18 protein-coding genes and 1 tRNA gene are annotated in these 16549 nt (G+C 58.4%); 11 read left to right on the top strand and 8 right to left on the bottom strand.

Annotation, left to right across the window (positions count from 1 at the left end):
- Positions 1–35: 35 nt before the first annotated feature.
- The 4 genes from QXU72_06775 to QXU72_06760 all read left to right on the top strand — a co-directional run bounded on the left by QXU72_06775 (position 36) and on the right by QXU72_06760 (position 3844).
- Positions 36–554 (top strand): hypothetical protein, encoded by a 519-nt coding sequence (locus QXU72_06775; protein ID MEM0494941.1) that lies wholly within the window; start codon positions 36–38, stop codon positions 552–554.
- A 262-nt stretch (positions 555–816) separates the two neighbouring features.
- Entirely contained in the window at positions 817–1635 is an 819-nt protein-coding gene (locus tag QXU72_06770; GenBank protein MEM0494940.1) for a DUF92 domain-containing protein, read from the top strand.
- A 38-nt stretch (positions 1636–1673) separates the two neighbouring features.
- The gene (locus tag QXU72_06765; GenBank protein ID MEM0494939.1) at positions 1674–2882 is read left to right on the top strand and encodes an NfeD family protein; all 1209 of its coding nucleotides are present in this window, start codon (positions 1674–1676) and stop codon (positions 2880–2882) included.
- Positions 2883–2935: 53 nt separating this feature from the next.
- Entirely contained in the window at positions 2936–3844 is a 909-nt protein-coding gene (locus tag QXU72_06760) for an SPFH domain-containing protein (GenBank protein ID MEM0494938.1), read from the top strand.
- 14 nt (positions 3845–3858) lie between these two features.
- Here QXU72_06760 and QXU72_06755 read toward each other — a convergent pair whose 3' ends face one another.
- Genes QXU72_06755 through QXU72_06735 form a run of 5 tightly spaced genes read right to left on the bottom strand, consistent with a single transcriptional unit; the run spans position 3859 to position 7925 of the window.
- The gene (locus QXU72_06755; protein ID MEM0494937.1) at positions 3859–5502 is read right to left on the bottom strand and encodes a hypothetical protein; all 1644 of its coding nucleotides are present in this window, start codon (positions 5500–5502) and stop codon (positions 3859–3861) included.
- Positions 5499–5804: a PRC-barrel domain-containing protein gene (locus QXU72_06750; GenBank protein MEM0494936.1), complete on the bottom strand. Its 306-nt coding sequence runs from the start codon at positions 5802–5804 to the stop codon at positions 5499–5501. The genes QXU72_06755 and QXU72_06750 overlap by 4 nt, the downstream gene beginning before the upstream one ends.
- Before the next feature lie 42 nt (positions 5805–5846).
- Positions 5847–6620 (bottom strand): hypothetical protein, encoded by a 774-nt coding sequence (locus QXU72_06745; protein ID MEM0494935.1) that lies wholly within the window; start codon positions 6618–6620, stop codon positions 5847–5849.
- Positions 6617–6997: a cyclophilin-like fold protein gene (locus QXU72_06740; GenBank protein MEM0494934.1), complete on the bottom strand. Its 381-nt coding sequence runs from the start codon at positions 6995–6997 to the stop codon at positions 6617–6619. Before QXU72_06740 ends, QXU72_06745 begins: the two co-directional genes overlap by 4 nt.
- Positions 6990–7925 carry a sugar phosphate isomerase/epimerase family protein gene (locus tag QXU72_06735; protein ID MEM0494933.1) on the bottom strand — a complete coding sequence of 312 codons (936 nt, stop codon included), beginning with the start codon at positions 7923–7925 and terminating at the stop codon, positions 6990–6992. Before QXU72_06735 ends, QXU72_06740 begins: the two co-directional genes overlap by 8 nt.
- A 56-nt stretch (positions 7926–7981) precedes the next feature.
- On the opposite strand from QXU72_06735, the gene QXU72_06730 reads away from it, so the two are divergent.
- Positions 7982–8851, top strand: a complete 870-nt coding sequence (locus tag QXU72_06730) for an AEC family transporter (GenBank protein ID MEM0494932.1) — start codon at positions 7982–7984, stop codon at positions 8849–8851.
- Here the strand turns inward: QXU72_06730 and QXU72_06725 are convergent.
- Positions 8844–9791 (bottom strand): isoaspartyl peptidase/L-asparaginase, encoded by a 948-nt coding sequence (locus QXU72_06725; GenBank protein ID MEM0494931.1) that lies wholly within the window; start codon positions 9789–9791, stop codon positions 8844–8846. The two genes, QXU72_06730 and QXU72_06725, sit on opposite strands and share 8 nt — an antisense overlap.
- Before the next feature lie 60 nt (positions 9792–9851).
- Between QXU72_06725 and tatA the strand changes: the two genes are divergently transcribed.
- The 5 genes from tatA to QXU72_06700 all read left to right on the top strand — a co-directional run bounded on the left by tatA (position 9852) and on the right by QXU72_06700 (position 14160).
- Positions 9852–10181, top strand: coding sequence for a twin-arginine translocase TatA/TatE family subunit (gene tatA, locus QXU72_06720; protein ID MEM0494930.1), 330 nt, complete (start codon positions 9852–9854; stop codon positions 10179–10181).
- A gap of 84 nt (positions 10182–10265) precedes the next feature.
- Positions 10266–11234 carry a hypothetical protein gene (locus QXU72_06715; GenBank protein MEM0494929.1) on the top strand — a complete coding sequence of 323 codons (969 nt, stop codon included), beginning with the start codon at positions 10266–10268 and terminating at the stop codon, positions 11232–11234.
- Positions 11235–11257: 23 nt separating this feature from the next.
- Positions 11258–11902 (top strand): ribonuclease HII, encoded by a 645-nt coding sequence (gene rnhB / locus QXU72_06710; protein MEM0494928.1) that lies wholly within the window; start codon positions 11258–11260, stop codon positions 11900–11902.
- Entirely contained in the window at positions 11899–12513 is a 615-nt protein-coding gene (locus QXU72_06705; protein MEM0494927.1) for an acyltransferase, read from the top strand. The genes rnhB and QXU72_06705 overlap by 4 nt, the downstream gene beginning before the upstream one ends.
- 36 nt (positions 12514–12549) lie before the next feature.
- Positions 12550–14160 carry an FGGY-family carbohydrate kinase gene (locus QXU72_06700; protein ID MEM0494926.1) on the top strand — a complete coding sequence of 537 codons (1611 nt, stop codon included), beginning with the start codon at positions 12550–12552 and terminating at the stop codon, positions 14158–14160.
- Between the two features lie 29 nt (positions 14161–14189).
- Here the strand turns inward: QXU72_06700 and QXU72_06695 are convergent.
- Positions 14190–14308: transfer RNA gene (locus QXU72_06695), tRNA-Ala, on the bottom strand.
- Positions 14309–14402: 94 nt separating this feature from the next.
- On the opposite strand from QXU72_06695, the gene QXU72_06690 reads away from it, so the two are divergent.
- A complete protein-coding gene (locus tag QXU72_06690; protein ID MEM0494925.1) occupies positions 14403–16121 on the top strand; it encodes a glutamate--tRNA ligase in 1719 nt (572 codons plus the stop codon).
- On the opposite strand, the gene QXU72_06685 is transcribed toward QXU72_06690, so the two are convergent.
- Entirely contained in the window at positions 16112–16513 is a 402-nt protein-coding gene (locus tag QXU72_06685) for a Trm112 family protein (GenBank protein MEM0494924.1), read from the bottom strand. The two genes, QXU72_06690 and QXU72_06685, sit on opposite strands and share 10 nt — an antisense overlap.
- Positions 16514–16549 lie beyond the last annotated feature (36 nt).

Genomic DNA, 16549 nt, shown 5'->3' with positions numbered 1-16549 from the left:
TGGGCTCCCCACTCCGCGCGTAGCTGGGTGTCGCGATGGTTGACCTCGAACCAATAAGCGCTGTCGGCTTCTTCGCGGTGAGCCGAAGACTCGAAGTCCACCAGATCGTCGTATTTGACTACTTAGATACCTCCGGAGAGTACGCGAAGTTGATGGAGGACGAGGAGAGCGCGCAGCGGGAGCTGAGAACGCTGACGGCGAACATGCAGAGTTTTCTGGATAGAGAGGAAGTCGTGATAAACGGGATGAGAGTGAGGCCTCGCGTCGTGAGCGTCGACGTGGGGTTCAGAGGATCTCCCGAGGACATCTACATCGCGTTTTTCATCCACTTCAAAGGAAAGCCCGTCAAGGGGGAGAACTACTACGAGAATGTTTACGAAGACGAGGTAGCGGAATACCCCATAGCCGCGTACTGGCTCTTCCCGCCCCGCTCCCGCGTTAAGACTGTCGAGATGTCAGGAGAGGTGATAATGCTAGGCCCAAACGTCGTAGCAGTGAAGATCGAGGAAGGGGATAGGATTCACGGTTACGAGCGAATAGTATTCACGCTCTAGCACCCATCAGCCAGCACCGGTGTTTCTCCTTACTCGTGAAGCTCCGCCGAAGACAACCTGAATCTCAAAGGGGTTCGCGCTCTCGGGCCACTCCTCACAGGGGTTCATACTGCTGGCCTCGGCTCCGTTCAGGGCGATCCTCCCGCGGTACTCGGCTTGCAGAATGGCTAGGAGGGCCAGAGGAGGGGTGTGCGGCGCCGAGAAGCAGCTCCGAGCTTGAAAAATGCACATATTTTAGGATCCTCCTCCCACAGCCTTCCCTGTGCAGAGCGTGCTGGAAAGCTTCGCCATGGGAGTGGCCGTCGGCATCCCGCTAGCCGTCCTAGCGAGAAGCAGAAGATCACTGGACAGGGGCGCCGCTGTGCTCAGCGTTCTCTTCTCAGGACTGTACATGCTGATGGGGCCAGCTTTCTTCGCGTGCTCCCTTGCGTTCTTCTTCTCTTCATCAGCAGTCACGAAGATTGGCTATTCGGCCAAGAAAGCTAAGGGGTCTGCAGAGAAAGAAGCGGGAAGAAGCGCGGCTCAAGTCGTAGGCGCTGGAGGAGTCGCTGCCGCCTTGAGCATTCTATTCGTGGCAGCACCGGAAGCTATGAAGAAGCAAGTTCTCACCGCAGCACTGGCTGCGATATCTGCTTCGAACGCCGACACATGGGCTGCCGAGATCGGGTCTCTCTCGCGGGAGAGACCCAGGTTGATAACGCGCCCAAGGGTCTTTGTGGAGCCTGGCACTTCCGGTGGTGTCACGCTTCTCGGAGAGCTGGGTTCAGTTGCAGGCTCCGCCCTCATCGCTCTCACGTTCCTCCTCGCAACCTCCGCTCTAGGCAGCCCCGCTTCTGCAGCCCAGCTGGTGCTCGTATTCCTCCTAGGCTGGCTCGGCGAGCTTCTAGACAGCATCATTGGAGCAACGCTGCAGAGGAAGTTTTACTGTCCTCGCTGCTCAGTGCTCACAGATAAGGAGGTTCACGGCTGTGGCTCGCCGGCAAAGCTAGCTGGGGGCTTCACCCAGGTCACGAACGAAGTAACGAACGTCATCGCGACAGGTGCAGTCTCCCTGCTCGGCTTCCTAGCGGCAGCTCCGTGAACCTTTATAGCTCGGAATCGCTTCTAGCTTAGGGAACGATGAGAAAGCGCTGGAAGTTGCTCGTAGCTCTTCTCACGGCGATAGCGATCCTGGCGGCAGCCCAGCCACCGCGCGTCGTCGTAGTGCGTCTAGACGGCGCAGTGGACGAGGGAATGGTCTACCTGATCCGCAGAGCTGCCGCGGAGGCAGAGCGGGGAGTATTAGTTGTCGAGTTGGACAGCTACGGCGGCTACCTACAGTCCGCGGATAGAGCTGTAGCCGAGATTATCGCCTGCAACTGCAGGGTAGTGGCTTGGGTCCCGCCAGGGGGGAAAGCTACCAGCGCAGCTACAATCATCGCCCTTGCCGCGGAGAAACTTTACATCGCGCCAGGCGCCGTGCTCGGCGCTGTTAAGCCGACGCCTTCAGATGAGAAGACGATGGAGTACGTGTACAGCCGGCTGCTCAGCCTACTTGAGAGAAAAGGTGTCCCGAACTCCACTTTGATCGCTAGAAGTATGGTGTACGACGCTAAGGCTATCTCCTATGAGGAGGCGCTGAGGCTGAGAGTGGCTGATGGGAGCGCTGGGAGCATTGAGGAGCTGCTCAGAGCAGAAGGGCTCTCGGGAGCTGTCGCGGAGCGGCTACCTTCAGATACCCTTAGGGAGGTATACTCTCTCATCTTCAACCCGCTGCTCGCGATTCTCTTCCTGCTTCTGGGAGTACTGCTAATCTCGCTCGAGTTCCACGTGACGGGCTTCCAAGGCTGGGGAGTTGCAGGCGCGGCCTTAGTTCTCCTAGCACTCTACACGTTCAACTTAGTGGGTCTCGGGCTGGTAACTCTATTTCTAGCCCTCTTAGGGTCTGCCCTCATTCTCCTCGAGCTTCTCCAGCCGGGGATCCAGATCTTCGGCTTAGCTGGGGCGGCTATGCTGCTCCTCGCCACGCTCCTCGAGTACTTCAGCAACCCACCAGCGCTTAGCGGTGCTGCTGTACCGGTTTTAGCGGGTCTGGCTATACTCGCGGGTCTCGCAGCAGTGATCGTCGCAAAGGGAGCAGAGGTCGTCAGAACACCCGCTCCCTCTCGGGAAAGCGTGCTTATAGGGAAGATTGGGATCGCAAGAACCCCTGTTTCTCAGGCGGGAGGAGTTGTGCTCGTTGAGAGTGAGCTCTGGAGCGCTGTGAGCGAGGAGGAGATACCCGCTGGCAGCAGGGTTATCGTCGTCGGAGTGGATGGCCTAACCCTGCGCGTGAGGAAAGCAGAGTAGGGGGAGCTGCAGCAAGTTTATAGCTCTGTTCCTCGAGTCTCAAAAGCCGAAAAATGATAGACCTCTTAATCCTTGCGCTAGTTCTACTGATAGTCCTAGCGATCATAGCCAACCACATTAGGGTTATCCCCGAGTACCAGCGCCTCGTCATCCTCCGCTTGGGCCGTGTGAGGAGAATCGCGGGCCCCGGGCTCGTCGTGCTCGTCCCCCTGATCGACAAGGGCATAGTCGTCGACTTGAGAGAACAGTACATCGAGGTAACTAAGCAGACGTGCATCACGAAGGATAACGCGCCCGTCGACATAGACTTCCTGATCTACTTCCGCGTGATGGATCCGAAGAAGAGCGTCGTAGAGGTCCTGGACTTTCGAGGGGCGGCCGTCGGCATAGCAACCACTACGCTCAGAGCGGTTGTAGGCGACATAGACCTCGACCAGGTGCTCGCGAAGAGAGAGTACATCAACGAGGTTCTGCGCGAGAAGCTAGACGAGGTGACAGCTAGGTGGGGCGTCAAGGTCACGGCTGTGGAGATCCGGGAGATTATCCCGCCCCGCGACGTGCAGGAGGCGATGATTAAGCAGATGGCAGCCGAGAGGAACAGGCGCGCGATGGTGACTGAAGCTGAGGGTAAGCGTGAAGCTGCGATACGCGTCGCTCAGGGAGAGAGGGAGTCGCTGATTCTCAAAGCCGAGGGAGAGAAGCAGGCAGCTATCCTGAGGGCTGAAGGTGAGAGGCAGGCTGCGATTCTGAAAGCGGAGGGAGAGGCTATCGCGTTGAAGGAAATTGACGCGGCGGCACGCACTCTAGATTCAGCCACGCTCCTCCTCCGGTACTTCGAGACTCTGGGGACGATAGCTTCGGCTCCCAGCACGAAGATAGTCGTGCCCCTAGAGGTTTTCAAGCTGCTCAAGCCGTTCGAGGAGCATCTCGAGAAGCTTTCCAAGGAGAGTGAAAAGCGGTAGGAAAGACCCTCGTGCTATATTTTTCTGCCAGCTCTGTAGAGGGCCAGGCGATCCCCATCGTACCTGTACCTGATGAACAGCCGCTCATCTTTCAGCCAGCTGTATCTCCTGGCATACTCAGCGTAGCGGTCGTTGGAGAGAATAGCGCACCTCCCCCCTGCTTCTAGGCATCGCTCCACGCCCTCGATGATCAGTTCGTCGGCGCTCTGCCCCGGTGCGGGGTCGAGCACTCTGACGTTCAAGCCCAAGCTCCTCGCGAACTCCTCAATCTTGAAGATCTGCTGCCGAAACGCGGAGTAAAGCTTCCTCTTGTTCCTAGCATAGTGACCGAAGAGCTTCCAGGGAAGGTTAGAGTCGTAGCAGAGCACGACCTCCTCAACCCCTCTCTCCGCAAGTTCTTCGATGAACCCTCTCAAGTCGTCCAGCGAGAGCTCTCCCCTCTTGCCGATGACGTTGCTAACGTCGATGAAAACAGAGTAGCCGTCAAGCTCGCCCGCCTCCAGCGGCCCGCTCGCGCGCGGCACTCCCACCTTCAGTGGTTTCGAGACGGCGCTAGGCTCAGGCGCAGGAGACAGCAAGTTAGCCAGCTTTGCAGCAGTTGACGCGCGGCGCCCTTTACCCCTATGCTGCAGAAGCGCTGCGTAAAGCATGAGCGCGTATACCCCCAACGCTTCCTTGAGGTCGGCGGCGAGCTCCTCAAGCACACCGTGCTTCTCCCATGCTTCAGCCGCCGACAGGAAGAGGTCTACTCGAGAGAGCAGCTTCCGCGCTACCGTGTAGGGCTCGCCGCTCCTCGCCAGCTTGGCGAACGCTATTGCACTTCTGCGCACTGCTTCGCGAGCTGCTTCCTCGGGTAGACTACCATCGAGAAAAACCGCTGCTGCTAGCACCTCCACGAGAGCCCTCTCGAGCGCCTCCGGGCGGAGATCCCGGGAAAACTCCCCTGAGAGTAAGGAGATTACTGCCGCCTGGGGCGTTTGAGCTGCTATACGCATCTCGGCTCCCATAGCGAGAAGAAGCCTTAAAGCGAGAGATGCTTCACGTCCCCTCGAGAGGAGCTTGGGTGCGAGAAAAGCTACAGCTTTTTGCTCGCCAGCAGCTAGGAGGAGCGCGAGAAGTGCTTGGAAGTCAAGCCTCTTGCTGAGAGCCTCGCGGAAAGCCTCCTCCAACTCTACCTCCCGAAGGGAAGATCTAAGGTAGCGTGCAAAGCTCTTGTCGCCCGCAAGCTCCGGTATAGCTAGCACTTGAAAAGGCTTGCGGGCGAAGATTGCTAAACCTATGCGCCAAGCCCTGTTCCTGGTGAGAGGGCTTCCCATCAAGCGCACAGCCACCTCGGCAGGCGGGACATAACCGGCGCCAGCTGCGACGTCTAGCAGGGCAGCCGCCCTCGACAAGGTTTTCGGTGACAGCTTAGCACTGATCACCATGCTCGCAAGGGGTGGTGCTAGTGCCAGTGAAAGCTTGGGTTTCGCGTAGATCGCGTCAAGGAAGCTAGCACCGCATGTCTCGATGATTTCCAGCAGGAGGCTCTTAGGGAGCGAGCCTCCCGCCTCGAGGCTCCTAAGGCTGGTCTCGACGAACTCGCCGCACGCGCCAGCGCTCTCGTCGCTGAAGCCGCCAGATCTGCGGGAGAAAATGCGGAGTATTGCGCCAATCAACCCTGGCCTACTTGTAAAGGGTGCGTTAAAGGGTGGCCGCACCTTGGGCAGTAGTTTGCGTCGGCAGGAACTCTTCCGAAGCCGCAGTTGGGGCAGCTCCGCGAGCTGTGCTCTGAAAGAAGGACGATCTCCCCGATAACTGCTTGCGCGATAGGTACTCGCTTCTCGGACTCTCGAGACTGGATGACGAGAAAAGCTTCCCCAGTGCTCGGGTTAAGGACAAGGTCTTTAACCTCACCGACTTTGACCGCTGAAGCATCGTACACCGGTTTGCCGATCACGCTGGAGGCTGTGATCTCCATCTCGAAGTCTCGTGATTAATCCCTTCAGTTAGATAAAACCTTTCAGGTGAGGTACTTCCCTGCAGCCTCCTCCGCGCTCTCGCCTCTATGGATAATTGCCATCAGCGCCTCTACGACTGCTCTCGGTTTCTCGTGCTGGAAAATGTTCCTACCTATTGCTGCGCCCGCGGCACCAGCTCTCACAGCTCTCTCGACCCACTTAAGGACTTCCTCGATCGAAGCCCTCGCACCGCCGAGAATAACCACTGGAGCCGGCACCCCCCTGGTAACCTTCTCGAACCCCTCAACGTAGAGCGTCTTCACGATGTCGGCGCCAAGCTCGGCAGCGATCCTGGCCCCGTAGGCGATAATATCGGCCGAGAAAGTCTGGAAAACAGGAGGCTTGGGCACAACTTCAGCCATGACGGGAATCCCGAGAGAGCGGGCCTCCTCGGCGACGGTGGCCAGCTTCTCCCACAGTTGTGGCTCGTGAAGGCTGCCGGGGTACACCATTACGCTGACCGCATCTGCTCCCGCGGCGACAGCCCTCTCCACAGAGGATATCAGCCTGTCGTCCGTTTCCGAAGTGCTCCTAACAGCACCCGTGCCATCTACCCGAGCAACTATGAAGGTGTCAGCGAGCAGGTCGCTGTAGCGCTCGATCATCGCTGGCGTCAGCATTACAGCGTCCGGTCTAGCCGGGAGTATTTCCCGCAGCGTTGACCCGAGATCCTCTATACCCTGTATGGGGCCGTGCCTCCGCCCATGGTCAAGAGCAACTATGAGCGCTCTCCCGTCGCGGAAAAGCCTCCTCAACCTGATAGTTTTCCCGCTCATGGCCTGAACTCTACTCTGACTTTCTCTCCCTGCTTAACTTTCCTTAGCTTTTCGAGGTCGCCCTTCACCTTGCCGATCACGTTCACTGGGCTGGCCGGCCTGATCTCGCCTGGCCTGCTTACGGGAGTGGGGCCGAAGAAAATGCACAGCGCATCGCCTGGGGGCCAGTACGCCACATCGCCCAGCTCGACGACCTCACTGCCCACCTCCTGCGCGACCTTTACGGGAGTGCGGAAGTAGATCTCGTCGCCCCAGAGGTTCACGCGGCTCTCGAAAGGCGCCGCACCGATCAGTGCTTCCGCGGTCCTCCGATTCCTTCCCGTGAGCTCCACGTGAACCTCGCCTATGCTCTCGAAGATGAGTACAAGTTCACCCATGGAGCTGGCTCACCAGCCTCGCGAACGCCGTGTAGAGGACTCCTTTTGCTGCCTGAACAGGTTCTAGCCAGGCCTGGCCCTCCTCAGGCTTAACCTCGAAACCCACAGCGCCCTTGTAGCCTATCTCTAGCAGAACCTTCAGGAGCTCTGCCACGTCCTCAACCCCGTTGATGGCTCCCGGCCTGTAGAAACCGGGGTGCCAGTCCACCATCCTCCCGTCGGGAAGCCTCTTCGCGCATCCTATGTGCACGTGTGCCAGGTACTCTTTCGCCACTTTGATGTCGGAAGGCTTCTCGTTGAGCAGGGGTCCGTGGCTTAGATCCCACATGAGCCCGAAGTTGCCGTAGCTCTCTCGAACTTCTCTAGCGACTTTCACGGCGTCTCCTATAGGGCCGATCAGCTGCTTTCTGTCCCACTCTCGGTCAAACGTCTCAAGGATCACTGTAACTCCCAGCTTCTGCGCCTCAGCGCAAACCTCCTTCAGGCTCCTCACGAGCGCGTCTAACGCCGCCTCACGGTTCGCCGGCCCTGGGTCAGGCCCGCTACTGAAAGCCAGTTTCCTCACCCCGTGCGCGTAGGCTCTTTTCATCTCTTCGAGAATCACTCCCACAGACTTTCTCCTAATGTCCTCGTCCAGTGCGCTCGGGTTAACCCCCCTCGTGAGCACGAAAGGCTGCATGCCTAGCGCGATCTCAACACCCCTCGCGGAAGCTACTTTCTCTGCTACCTGCCACGCCTCCTCTGGAAGGGGCTGCACCTCAATGATATCGAAGAACGGATCCTCGCTGAGCATCTCGAAAGTCTCCTTGACGGCCTGAGGGACAGCCTGAAGAACCTGCGGGTTCGCCATGAAGCCGACAATGCTGACGCGCCAGGGGAAGCGGGCTACAACCTCAACCTCGCCTTTCCTCGATAGAACAGCGAACATTTCAATCGCTGAGAAGGCGAGTAAAGCGCTAAAAAGCTTTGCTTACTAAGCGAGCTGTGTTCGCAGAGCTAGCGAAGGTTTACGTGCCGCTCGCCGCGGGCGCAGCTTACGGGATCTTGAGAAAACCCAGCGAGGAGCAGCTTAGCTTCTTCGAAAAGCTGATCCTGGACGTTCTCATGCCCTTAGTTATATTCACGTCAACGTACTCTCGCCTCATCTCAGGCGACTTTCTCGGCTTGCGCCTCATCGCCCTGAGCGCTCTCTGCTCAGCAGCAGCTCTAGCGGCTGCCCGCCTCCTCAGGTTCTCCGCCGAGGAAGCTCTTACAGCTATGTACGCGAACGCCGGCTACATACCGCTTGGTGTCGCTACAAGCTTCTGGGGCCAGCAGGGAGCAGCTAGCGTCGGCTTCTACATCATAGGGAATAACGCTTTCTCCAACACCGCCGCTCCATTAGTGCTGGGCGGTAAGAGCCTTAGAGAAAGCAGCAGGAGGCTCCTAGCTTTCCCGCCGCTCTACGGACTCTTCTTAGGCCTAGCGCTTTCGCTCGCGCGCGCACAGCTTCCGGAATTCATAGCAAGTACGCTAAGCACGCTGGCCTCCACCGCTCCACCACTGGCTCTGATGGCTGTAGGTCTCGAGATGGGCAGGAGCCTAGGGCGCGTGGAGGCCGGAGACCTGAAACCCTACGCGTTAAGGGTCTCGCTTGCCGTTCCGCTGACTCTGCTCTTCGCTGCTGCACAGCTAGTTCAGGGCATAGATGCACGAGTGGCTTTCATCGAGAGCGTTATGCCGAGCGCCGCGAGCTGCATTCCCGTAGCTAGAGCACTGAATCTCGACGCGGCAAAAACCGCGAGGATCGTTCTCGTATCAACGCTCTTCTCTACGCTAGTGATGCTCCCCTTCGCGGTAATGCTTGTCAGGTGACCGACTCTTCGGCTAGCACAGCCACCCGCGGAGGCTCCCCTCGCCTAGCCAGCCCCCTGAGGAAGACTTCGCAGTTCGTCGCTTCACCGTACTCGCCTGTCGAGCTCAGCGAGATCAAGCCAACCGTGTTTACTAGGCCGAAAAACTCCGTCATACCCTTAACAACGGTGACTACTGCTTCCCGCAGCGGGGTGCCCCTCCTGACAAGCTCCGCCACCCTCGCTGCCGCGAGGTACCTGGCGATGTACTCGCCAACCCCCGTGGCGCTGACCGCGACCACTCCGTTTTCCGCGTAGACTCCCGCTCCTGGTAAAGGCGTATCCCCCACTCGGCCGGGGAGCTTCAGGTAGATTCCGCCAGTGCTCGTCGCAGCTGCCAGGTTGCCTTCTTTGTCTAGAGCCACCGCTCCGACAGTGTCGCCAGCAAGCATTCTGAGTACTTCAGCGTTTTTACGCCAGAGCGCGTACTCGCCTCTCCTAGCGGATTCCAGCATCTCGGCGTAGATCTCCTTTGCTCGCTGGCTGGGACCCGGGTGCTTCTCGAAACCCAGCTTCATCGCTAGCTCGTCGGCTCCCGCGCCGACGATGAGGACATGGTCTGTGAGCTCCATCACTTTCCTCGCTAGGGAGACGGCGTTCCAGGTGTACCTCTGGGCGGCGACAGAACCTAGGGAGAGGTCTCTCCCGAACATGATGCTCGCGTCGAGCTCGACTTGGCCTAGCGCGTTGAGAGCAGCACCCTTACCCGCGTTGAAGACGCCGGAGGCCTCCATGCTCTTAACAGCTGCCTCCACGGCGTCGAGCGCGCTCCCCGAGCCCAGCTCCTCTAATCCCGCGGACAAAGCTTCCCTGAGCCCTCTCTCGAGCTGCTGCCTCGTATCGAGGAGGCTTCTGCGCAGCCTACCAGCGCCCCCATGAACGGCTACTGTCTCTCCGCTCACGCCACCCGTACTAAACGCTTATATTTATGCAGAACATCAGCTACTTCTGGCGAAGGCTCGATGCTCCCCGTTGGCAGCCAGGAGGTTCTGCCGCTGCAGTTCCAGGTGGGCCCCACGGAGATACTCCTACTGATCATAATAGCGCTGATTCTCTTCGGCCCGAAGAAGCTCCCCGAGCTTGCGAGAGCCGCAGGTGAGGCTGTCCGTGTCTTCAGGGAAGAAAGCCAGAAGCTCACGTCCGAGGAGCCGCAGGAAAGCAGGAAGCCGTCAGTCTCTGATGAGGAGTTGAAGAAGCTTGCCGAAAAGCTCGGCATTGCGAGCGAGGGGAAGACTAAAGAGCAGTTGGTTGAGGAGGTTATCGCGAAAGCGAAAGAGAAGGGCCTCATTTAGACGGGCAGGGCTGCCGGGCTTCTAGATGTTTTTCTGAAAGATAGCCTAATCTGGTAGGCTACGGAGCGTCTTCTTTAGGAGGGTATGGAAGCGGCTCTGCTCGAGCAGAAAAGCAGGAGAGAGCTCCTCGACTACATTCTCGCGTCTGGCTCGAGAACTCGGGAGAAGCTAGCCGAAGCAGAGAGGCTGCTGAGCGCGATAAAGGGTAAGGTAGAGAGCGAGCCGGTGCTTAAGGAGCTCTTGGGCAACGTGGCTGAAACGCTATGGGTGCCGGACCCCCCTCTGCCCAGCAGCGCAGAAGAGGTGGGAAGGAGGCTGGAGGACTACGAGAAGCAGCTGGACGGCTTGATCGTTAAGCTGCGGGCGATTTTAGAGGCGGTGGAGCACGTTGGGAAGCTAGCTCCCCGCGTGAGGGAGCTCGAGAGCAGGTTGAGCTCGTGGGCTGCAGCTCTCAGGGATGTTAACCCTCCCTTGTACTCGGAGTTGAGCAGGTTCGCTTCGAGGTCATCTCGAGTGCTGAGCGGGTTGAGCGCGCTCAACTTGGATAAAGCAGCCGATGTTCTTTCCAGTTTAGTGAAGGAGGGGGAGCAGCTAGAGGCTAGAGCCCGCGCTGAGTACAGCAAAGCTGTAAGGCTTATGCTGAGCGAGCTTGAAGCGGTGCAGGAGCTGATTCACAAGGCGTTACACGTAGTGATGCCGCACGAGAGGCTGGAGCTGGAGGAGAGCGAGAAGAAGCTTCTCGAGATAGCGAGAGAGCTGAGCTCTGCGAAGCTGACCCCTGTACCGCTGAACCCGCCGCAGGTTTACGCCGAGCTGGGTCGAGTAAAGAAGCTGGCCAGCGAGAAGCTAGCGGGGGCGCTCAGCCCTCTAGAGGCGCGTGTTCTCGAAGCCTACTCTAGGCTTGCTTCTTCCGCTGAAGCGAGGCTCTTCATGCTTCACGAGGTGGTGGAGCTAGTGAGCCGCAGGGCTGAAACTTCCCTCCCTGAGACGCTCTCAGCGCTCTATGAGCTCTCAAGAAAAGGTTTGATAAAGCTGTTCGCTAAGCTGGCCTGAAGAGCAGGGTGTACTTAGCCGGCGTGGACGAGGCTGGTCGAGGGCCGCTCTTCGGCCCAATGGTCATCGCGATCGCCGTGATCGGCGAGGAGAAAGAGCACCTTCTCGCAGAGCTGGGGGTCAGGGACTCAAAGCTGCTGACACCATCTAGAAGGGAGGTTGTTAGAGCCCAGATGGAGAAGTTACTGGACTTTTACTCACTTCGAGTGGTGGAGCCGCGCGAGATAGACGAAGCCGTGAGCAGAGGGGGCTTGAACTTGCTTGAAGTGAAAGTGATCTGCGAGCTGGTGCGGAGAGCGCTCGAGAAGACCCCCTTGGGCGTGGTGTACGTGGACAGCCCTGACCCGAAGCCTGAGAGGTTTGGCAGCCTGCTCTCCCAGATGCTGGGAGGCTCCGTCCGCGTGGTTGCCCGGAACGGGGCTGACAGAGACTTCGCGATAGTAGCGGCAGCCTCCATACTGGCGAAAACCGAGCGGGATAGGCTCGTGGAGCAGCTCAAGAGGCTGTACGGCGACTTCGGCTCCGGCTACCCTTCAGACCCCAGAACCAGGGAGTTTGCAGAGAAGTGGCTTAGGGAGCACGGCGAGCCGCCCCCCTTCGCTAGGAAATCTTGGAGCACGTGGTCGTCGCTACGTAAAAAAGAGTCCCTAGAGAGGTTCCTGGTATGAGCTACTTCATCCACCCAACGGCAGTAGTAGAGGAGGGGGCGGTGATCGGCGAAGGAACGAGGATCTGGCACTTCGCCCACGTGAGGAGGGGGGCTAGGATCGGCTCCAGGTGCAACATAGGCAAGGACGTGTACATAGATGAGAACGTTGTGATAGGCAACGGCGTGAAGATTCAGAACGGCGTGTCCGTTTACAGGGGTGTGACATTGGAAAACAACGTTTTCGTAGGGCCCTACGCGGTCTTCACTAACGACAAGTACCCCCGAGCCTTCTCGACGGATTGGGTGGTTGTCCCGACGCTGGTGAAGGAGGGGGCTTCTATCGGTGCTAACGCGACTATCGTCTGCGGAGTCACTATAGGAAGGTACGCGATGGTTGCTGCGGGCAGCGTTGTCACTAAGGATGTCCCCGACCACGGGCTCGTGATGGGGAACCCTGCGAGGCTCGTAGGCTTTGTCTGCTACTGCGGGAGGCCCTTGAAGCGCGTAGTTGAGCTAAACGACGAGAGCGTAGTGCTCGAGTGCGACCAATGCAGCAAGAAGGTTGCTGTGGGAAGGAAGCTCTACGAGGAAGCCGAGAGAAACAGGAAGAAGATTAAGGGAGAGTATTAAGCCTCCCTTATACTCCGCTCGAGCAACTATCTCAACGTGCACAGTAAAGAGCTTATCCTGACGATCGATGTAGGAACGACTAACGCGAAGGCGGCCGTCTTCCACGAGAGCGGTCGGCTCCTCGCTGTCGAGGGGTACGAGTACCCTACTCACTTCCCGAGACCGGGCTGGGCTGAGCAGGACCCTGAAGATTGGTGGAGCTACGCAGTTCTCGCCGCTCGAGACGCGATCAAGCGAGCGAGAGCGACGCCCGACGCCTTCATAGGGGTAGCTGTTAGCAGCCAGCGGGAGACGCTGGCGTTTATCGACAGGGAGGGTAGGAGCCTCGGCCGAGTACCGACGTGGATGGACCGCAGGAGCTTGCCCCAAGCAGAGGAGATTAAGCGGAGGCTCGGTGTCAAAGAGGTGTACGAGAGGACCGGGCTGATCGTGGATGCGACGTTCACCGCCACGAAGCTTTTGTGGTTCAAGGAGAACTGTAGGGAGCTCTTGGAGAGAGCCTGGATCGGCTTGCAGCCAAAAGACTACATCGTCTACAAGCTGACAGGTGTAGCTGTAACTGACGAGACTGTCGCATCGAGAACCATGCTCTTCAACATCAGAGAGCGCCGGTGGGACGAGAAGCTTATCTCGGAGCTGGGGCTCTCCGACTACGCGTACATACTCCCAGAGGTGAAACGCAGCTGGGAGGTAGTAGGCGGCGTGAAGGAAGACTCGGCTAGGCTTATTGGAATCGCCCCTGGCACCCCTGTTCTTGCGGGAACTGGCGACAGGACTGCGGAAGTGCTGGGCGCGGGGATTCTCGGTCCCGAGAAAGCCGAGGAGTCCACCGGAACCGGCTCTACCACGGCGACCATGGTCCCCCAGCCGCTCTTAGATCCGAGGATGCGCTTCTCGGTGGGAGTGGCCCCCATTCCCAGCAGGTGGGTGGTTGAGGCAGGTATCTCGACTGCAGGCGCTATCCTCAGGTGGTTCCGCGACCACGCTACTGAAGGGGTGGATTACCTTGCTTCGAGAACCAGGAGAAGGGCCTACGAGTTCTTCGACTTAGAAGCCGAGTACGTGCCTCCGGGATCAGGTGGGGTGCTCGTGCTCCCCTTCTTCTCCGGCGCCCGGTCGCCGAGGTGGAATCCCTACGCGAGAGGCGTGATCTTCGGGCTCACAGTCTTCCACACCCGCGCGCACCTCTTCAGAGCTATGATGGAGGGCGTGGCGTACGAGCTGAGGAAGATTCTAGAAAGCTTCGAGGAGATAGGCATCAAGCCCAGAGAGCTCGTCCTAATGGGTGGCGGCGCTAAGACCCCCACCTGGGCAAGAATCAAGGCGAACGTGACGAACAGGGAAGTCATCATTCCGGAGCTGCTCGACGCCGCGCTGGGGGGAGATGCCGTGCTCGTAGCCTACAGCGCCGGAGCGTGCAAGAGCTTTGAGGAGGCAGTCTCAAGATTCTTCCGGGAGAGAGTTAGGCTGAAGCCTGACCCCGAGCTCGTAAAGATCTACGAGAAGTACTACGCTATCTACGAGAAACTTTACACTTCCGTAGAGAACCTCTTCAAGGAGATTTCTGAGATCTCCGAACCTCCTGTAGCCCAGCCCCCCTGGGACATCGAGAACCTCACGCATCTGCTTTTCAAGCTGGAGTCGTAAAGGCGGGTGATGGGGGGAGAAGGAATAGCTGGTGGACCGGCCGGGATTCGAACCCGGGACTTGGCGCCGAGCTCCGGGGAGCTCGGGCTCCACCCGCATGCCAAGCGGACATCTTCGGGGGGAGCCTCTCCCACTAGACGACCGGCCCTCCACTGCTGGCTAGAAAACGGGCTCTCTATAAATTTTTCTTGAGGGATCGGCGGGTTTAAGTTGTAAGACTTGAGACGTTCGGTGGGGTCGCCATGGAGTTGGATGTGAGGCAGATTGCGCGGAAGCACGCGTTAGCTAACGCTGTGAAGTTTGGCGGGGTAGCGAGGGTTGATGCGGTCGTGAGCAAGGTGTTCGCCGAGGTGCCTGAGCTGCGGAAGCAGGCGCGGGATGTTGTCAAGGTAGTGCAGGAGGTTGTGGAAGAGGTAAATGCCATGAGCCGGGAGGATCAGGAGAGGCTTCTCGCGGAGATATGGCCCGATGCGTTTAAGGTCGAGAAGAAGAGGGAGGAGAAGCGGTTACCGCCGCTTCCTAGGGTGGAGGAGCTGGGCGGTTTCGTGGTGACGAGGTTTGCGCCAAACCCTGACTTCGCGCTGCATTTGGGAAGCGCAAGGCCAGCGGTTCTGAGTTTCTACTACGCCAAGCGGATGTATAGGGGTAAGTTCATCCTCAGGTTCGAGGACACGGATCCTAAGACAAAGAGGCCGATGCCGGAGGCTTACGACGCGATAAGAGAAGATCTCAAGTGGTTGGGGGTCAGCTGGGACGAGGAGTACATCCAGAGCCTCAGAATGGAGATCTACTACGAGCACGCGAAGATGCTGATCGAGCGAGGAGGAGCTTACGTCTGCCTGCACTCGAGGGAGGAGATCAGCAGGATGCGAAGCTTAGGGATACCGGATCCGTGCAGGGATCTACCCGTCGAGGTGCAGCTAGAGCGTTGGGACAGGATGCTTTCGGGCGAGTACGGGGAGGAGGAAGCGGTGGTGAGGATCAAGACCGACCCTGCCCACCCCAACCCTTCGGTTAGAGACTGGATCGCGATGAGGATCATCGACACGTCGAAGTACCCCCACCCGTTGGTCGGCGACAAATACGTAGTCTGGCCCACGTACAACTACGCGTGCGCGCTTGACGACCACCTGATGGGAGTAACGCACATATTGAGAGGAGAGGAGCACGCTGTTAACACTCTGAAGCAGGAGTACATTTACCGGCACATGGGCTGGAAGCCCCCGGTGGGGATACACTTCGGCCGCCTCAACTTGGGTGGAATGATTCTCAGCAAGTCGGTAATGCGAAAGGGAATCGAGAAGGGTCTCTTCGAGGGATGGGATGACATTAGGCTCGGAACTCTGAAGGCGCTTAGGAGGAGGGGGATCCTCCCCGAGACAATCTGGGAGCTTATCCTCGAGGTGGGGTTGAGGCCGTCTAGCGCGAGAATCAGCGTCGAGAAGCTTCACGCAGTCAACAGGAAGCTGCTAGAGCCCCGCGCAAACAGGTACATGTTCGTGACCGAGCCGCTAACTGTGGTGAAACTCGAGGGCCTGAGCATGCCCGCAGTAGCCGAGATAATCGTGCACCCGTCTTTCCCCGAAAGAGGAAGGAGAAGAATTGAGCTAAAAGAGCATCGCGTGTTCGTCGGGGAAGAGGTGAAAAGAATGGGCGAGGTTAGGTTGATGGGGCTGGGCAACTTCTCGGTTCGAGGCGACGCGCTAATCTTCCTCAACAACGACGTCAGCTACGCGAAGGAGAAGAATCTCCAGATCGTGCAGTGGGCACCAGTTGAGGGAGCTGTCCCGGGAGAGGTTCTCAAAGCTGCTGGCACGAAAGTCGAGGAAGTGAAGGGGTACGGTGAGCCGGAGATAGCCGGGCTGCCCGTAGGGGAGCAGGTTCAGCTCGTTCGCGTAGGTTTCGCGAAAGTGGAGAAGAAAGGGGAGGAGGGGGTAGTCTTCATCTATACTCACGACTGAGCTTCAAGCGCCCAGGGCTTTCCGCTTCTAGTTATCTTCTCTGGGAGCTTGTCCTTCAGAGGCTCGAGGAACTTGAGGTCGCTATCCTTCTTCCTCAAGTTATCGGGGAGAATCACCGGGATCTCCTCCTTGATAGGCCACCAGCGGCCGCACTCTGGGCAAAAGAGGACACCGGTCTTAACTTCGAACTTTATGCAGTCGTCGCAGCCAGGATCCCTGCCTTCCAGCTCGCTGACTTTCACCCCCCTGTACGCGCAGTACAGCTCACAGGCAGGTTTCGTTTTGAAAGACGCTACTCTTCCCTCATACTTGACGGTATCGATAACGTGTAGCTCAAGGGGGAAGTGCTTGTCGTAAGGGCACGCCAGCAAGTCCATTAGCCTGTACTTCATACTCGCAACTTCCCCGGTGAGATCCTTATAAAGCCA

It is taken from the genome of Thermofilum sp., assembly GCA_038741495.1.
Taxonomy (GTDB): domain Archaea; phylum Thermoproteota; class Thermoprotei; order Thermofilales; family Thermofilaceae; genus Thermofilum.
Note: the sequence above shows the minus strand (reverse complement) of the source record. Positions and strands in the feature narration are given on the sequence as shown.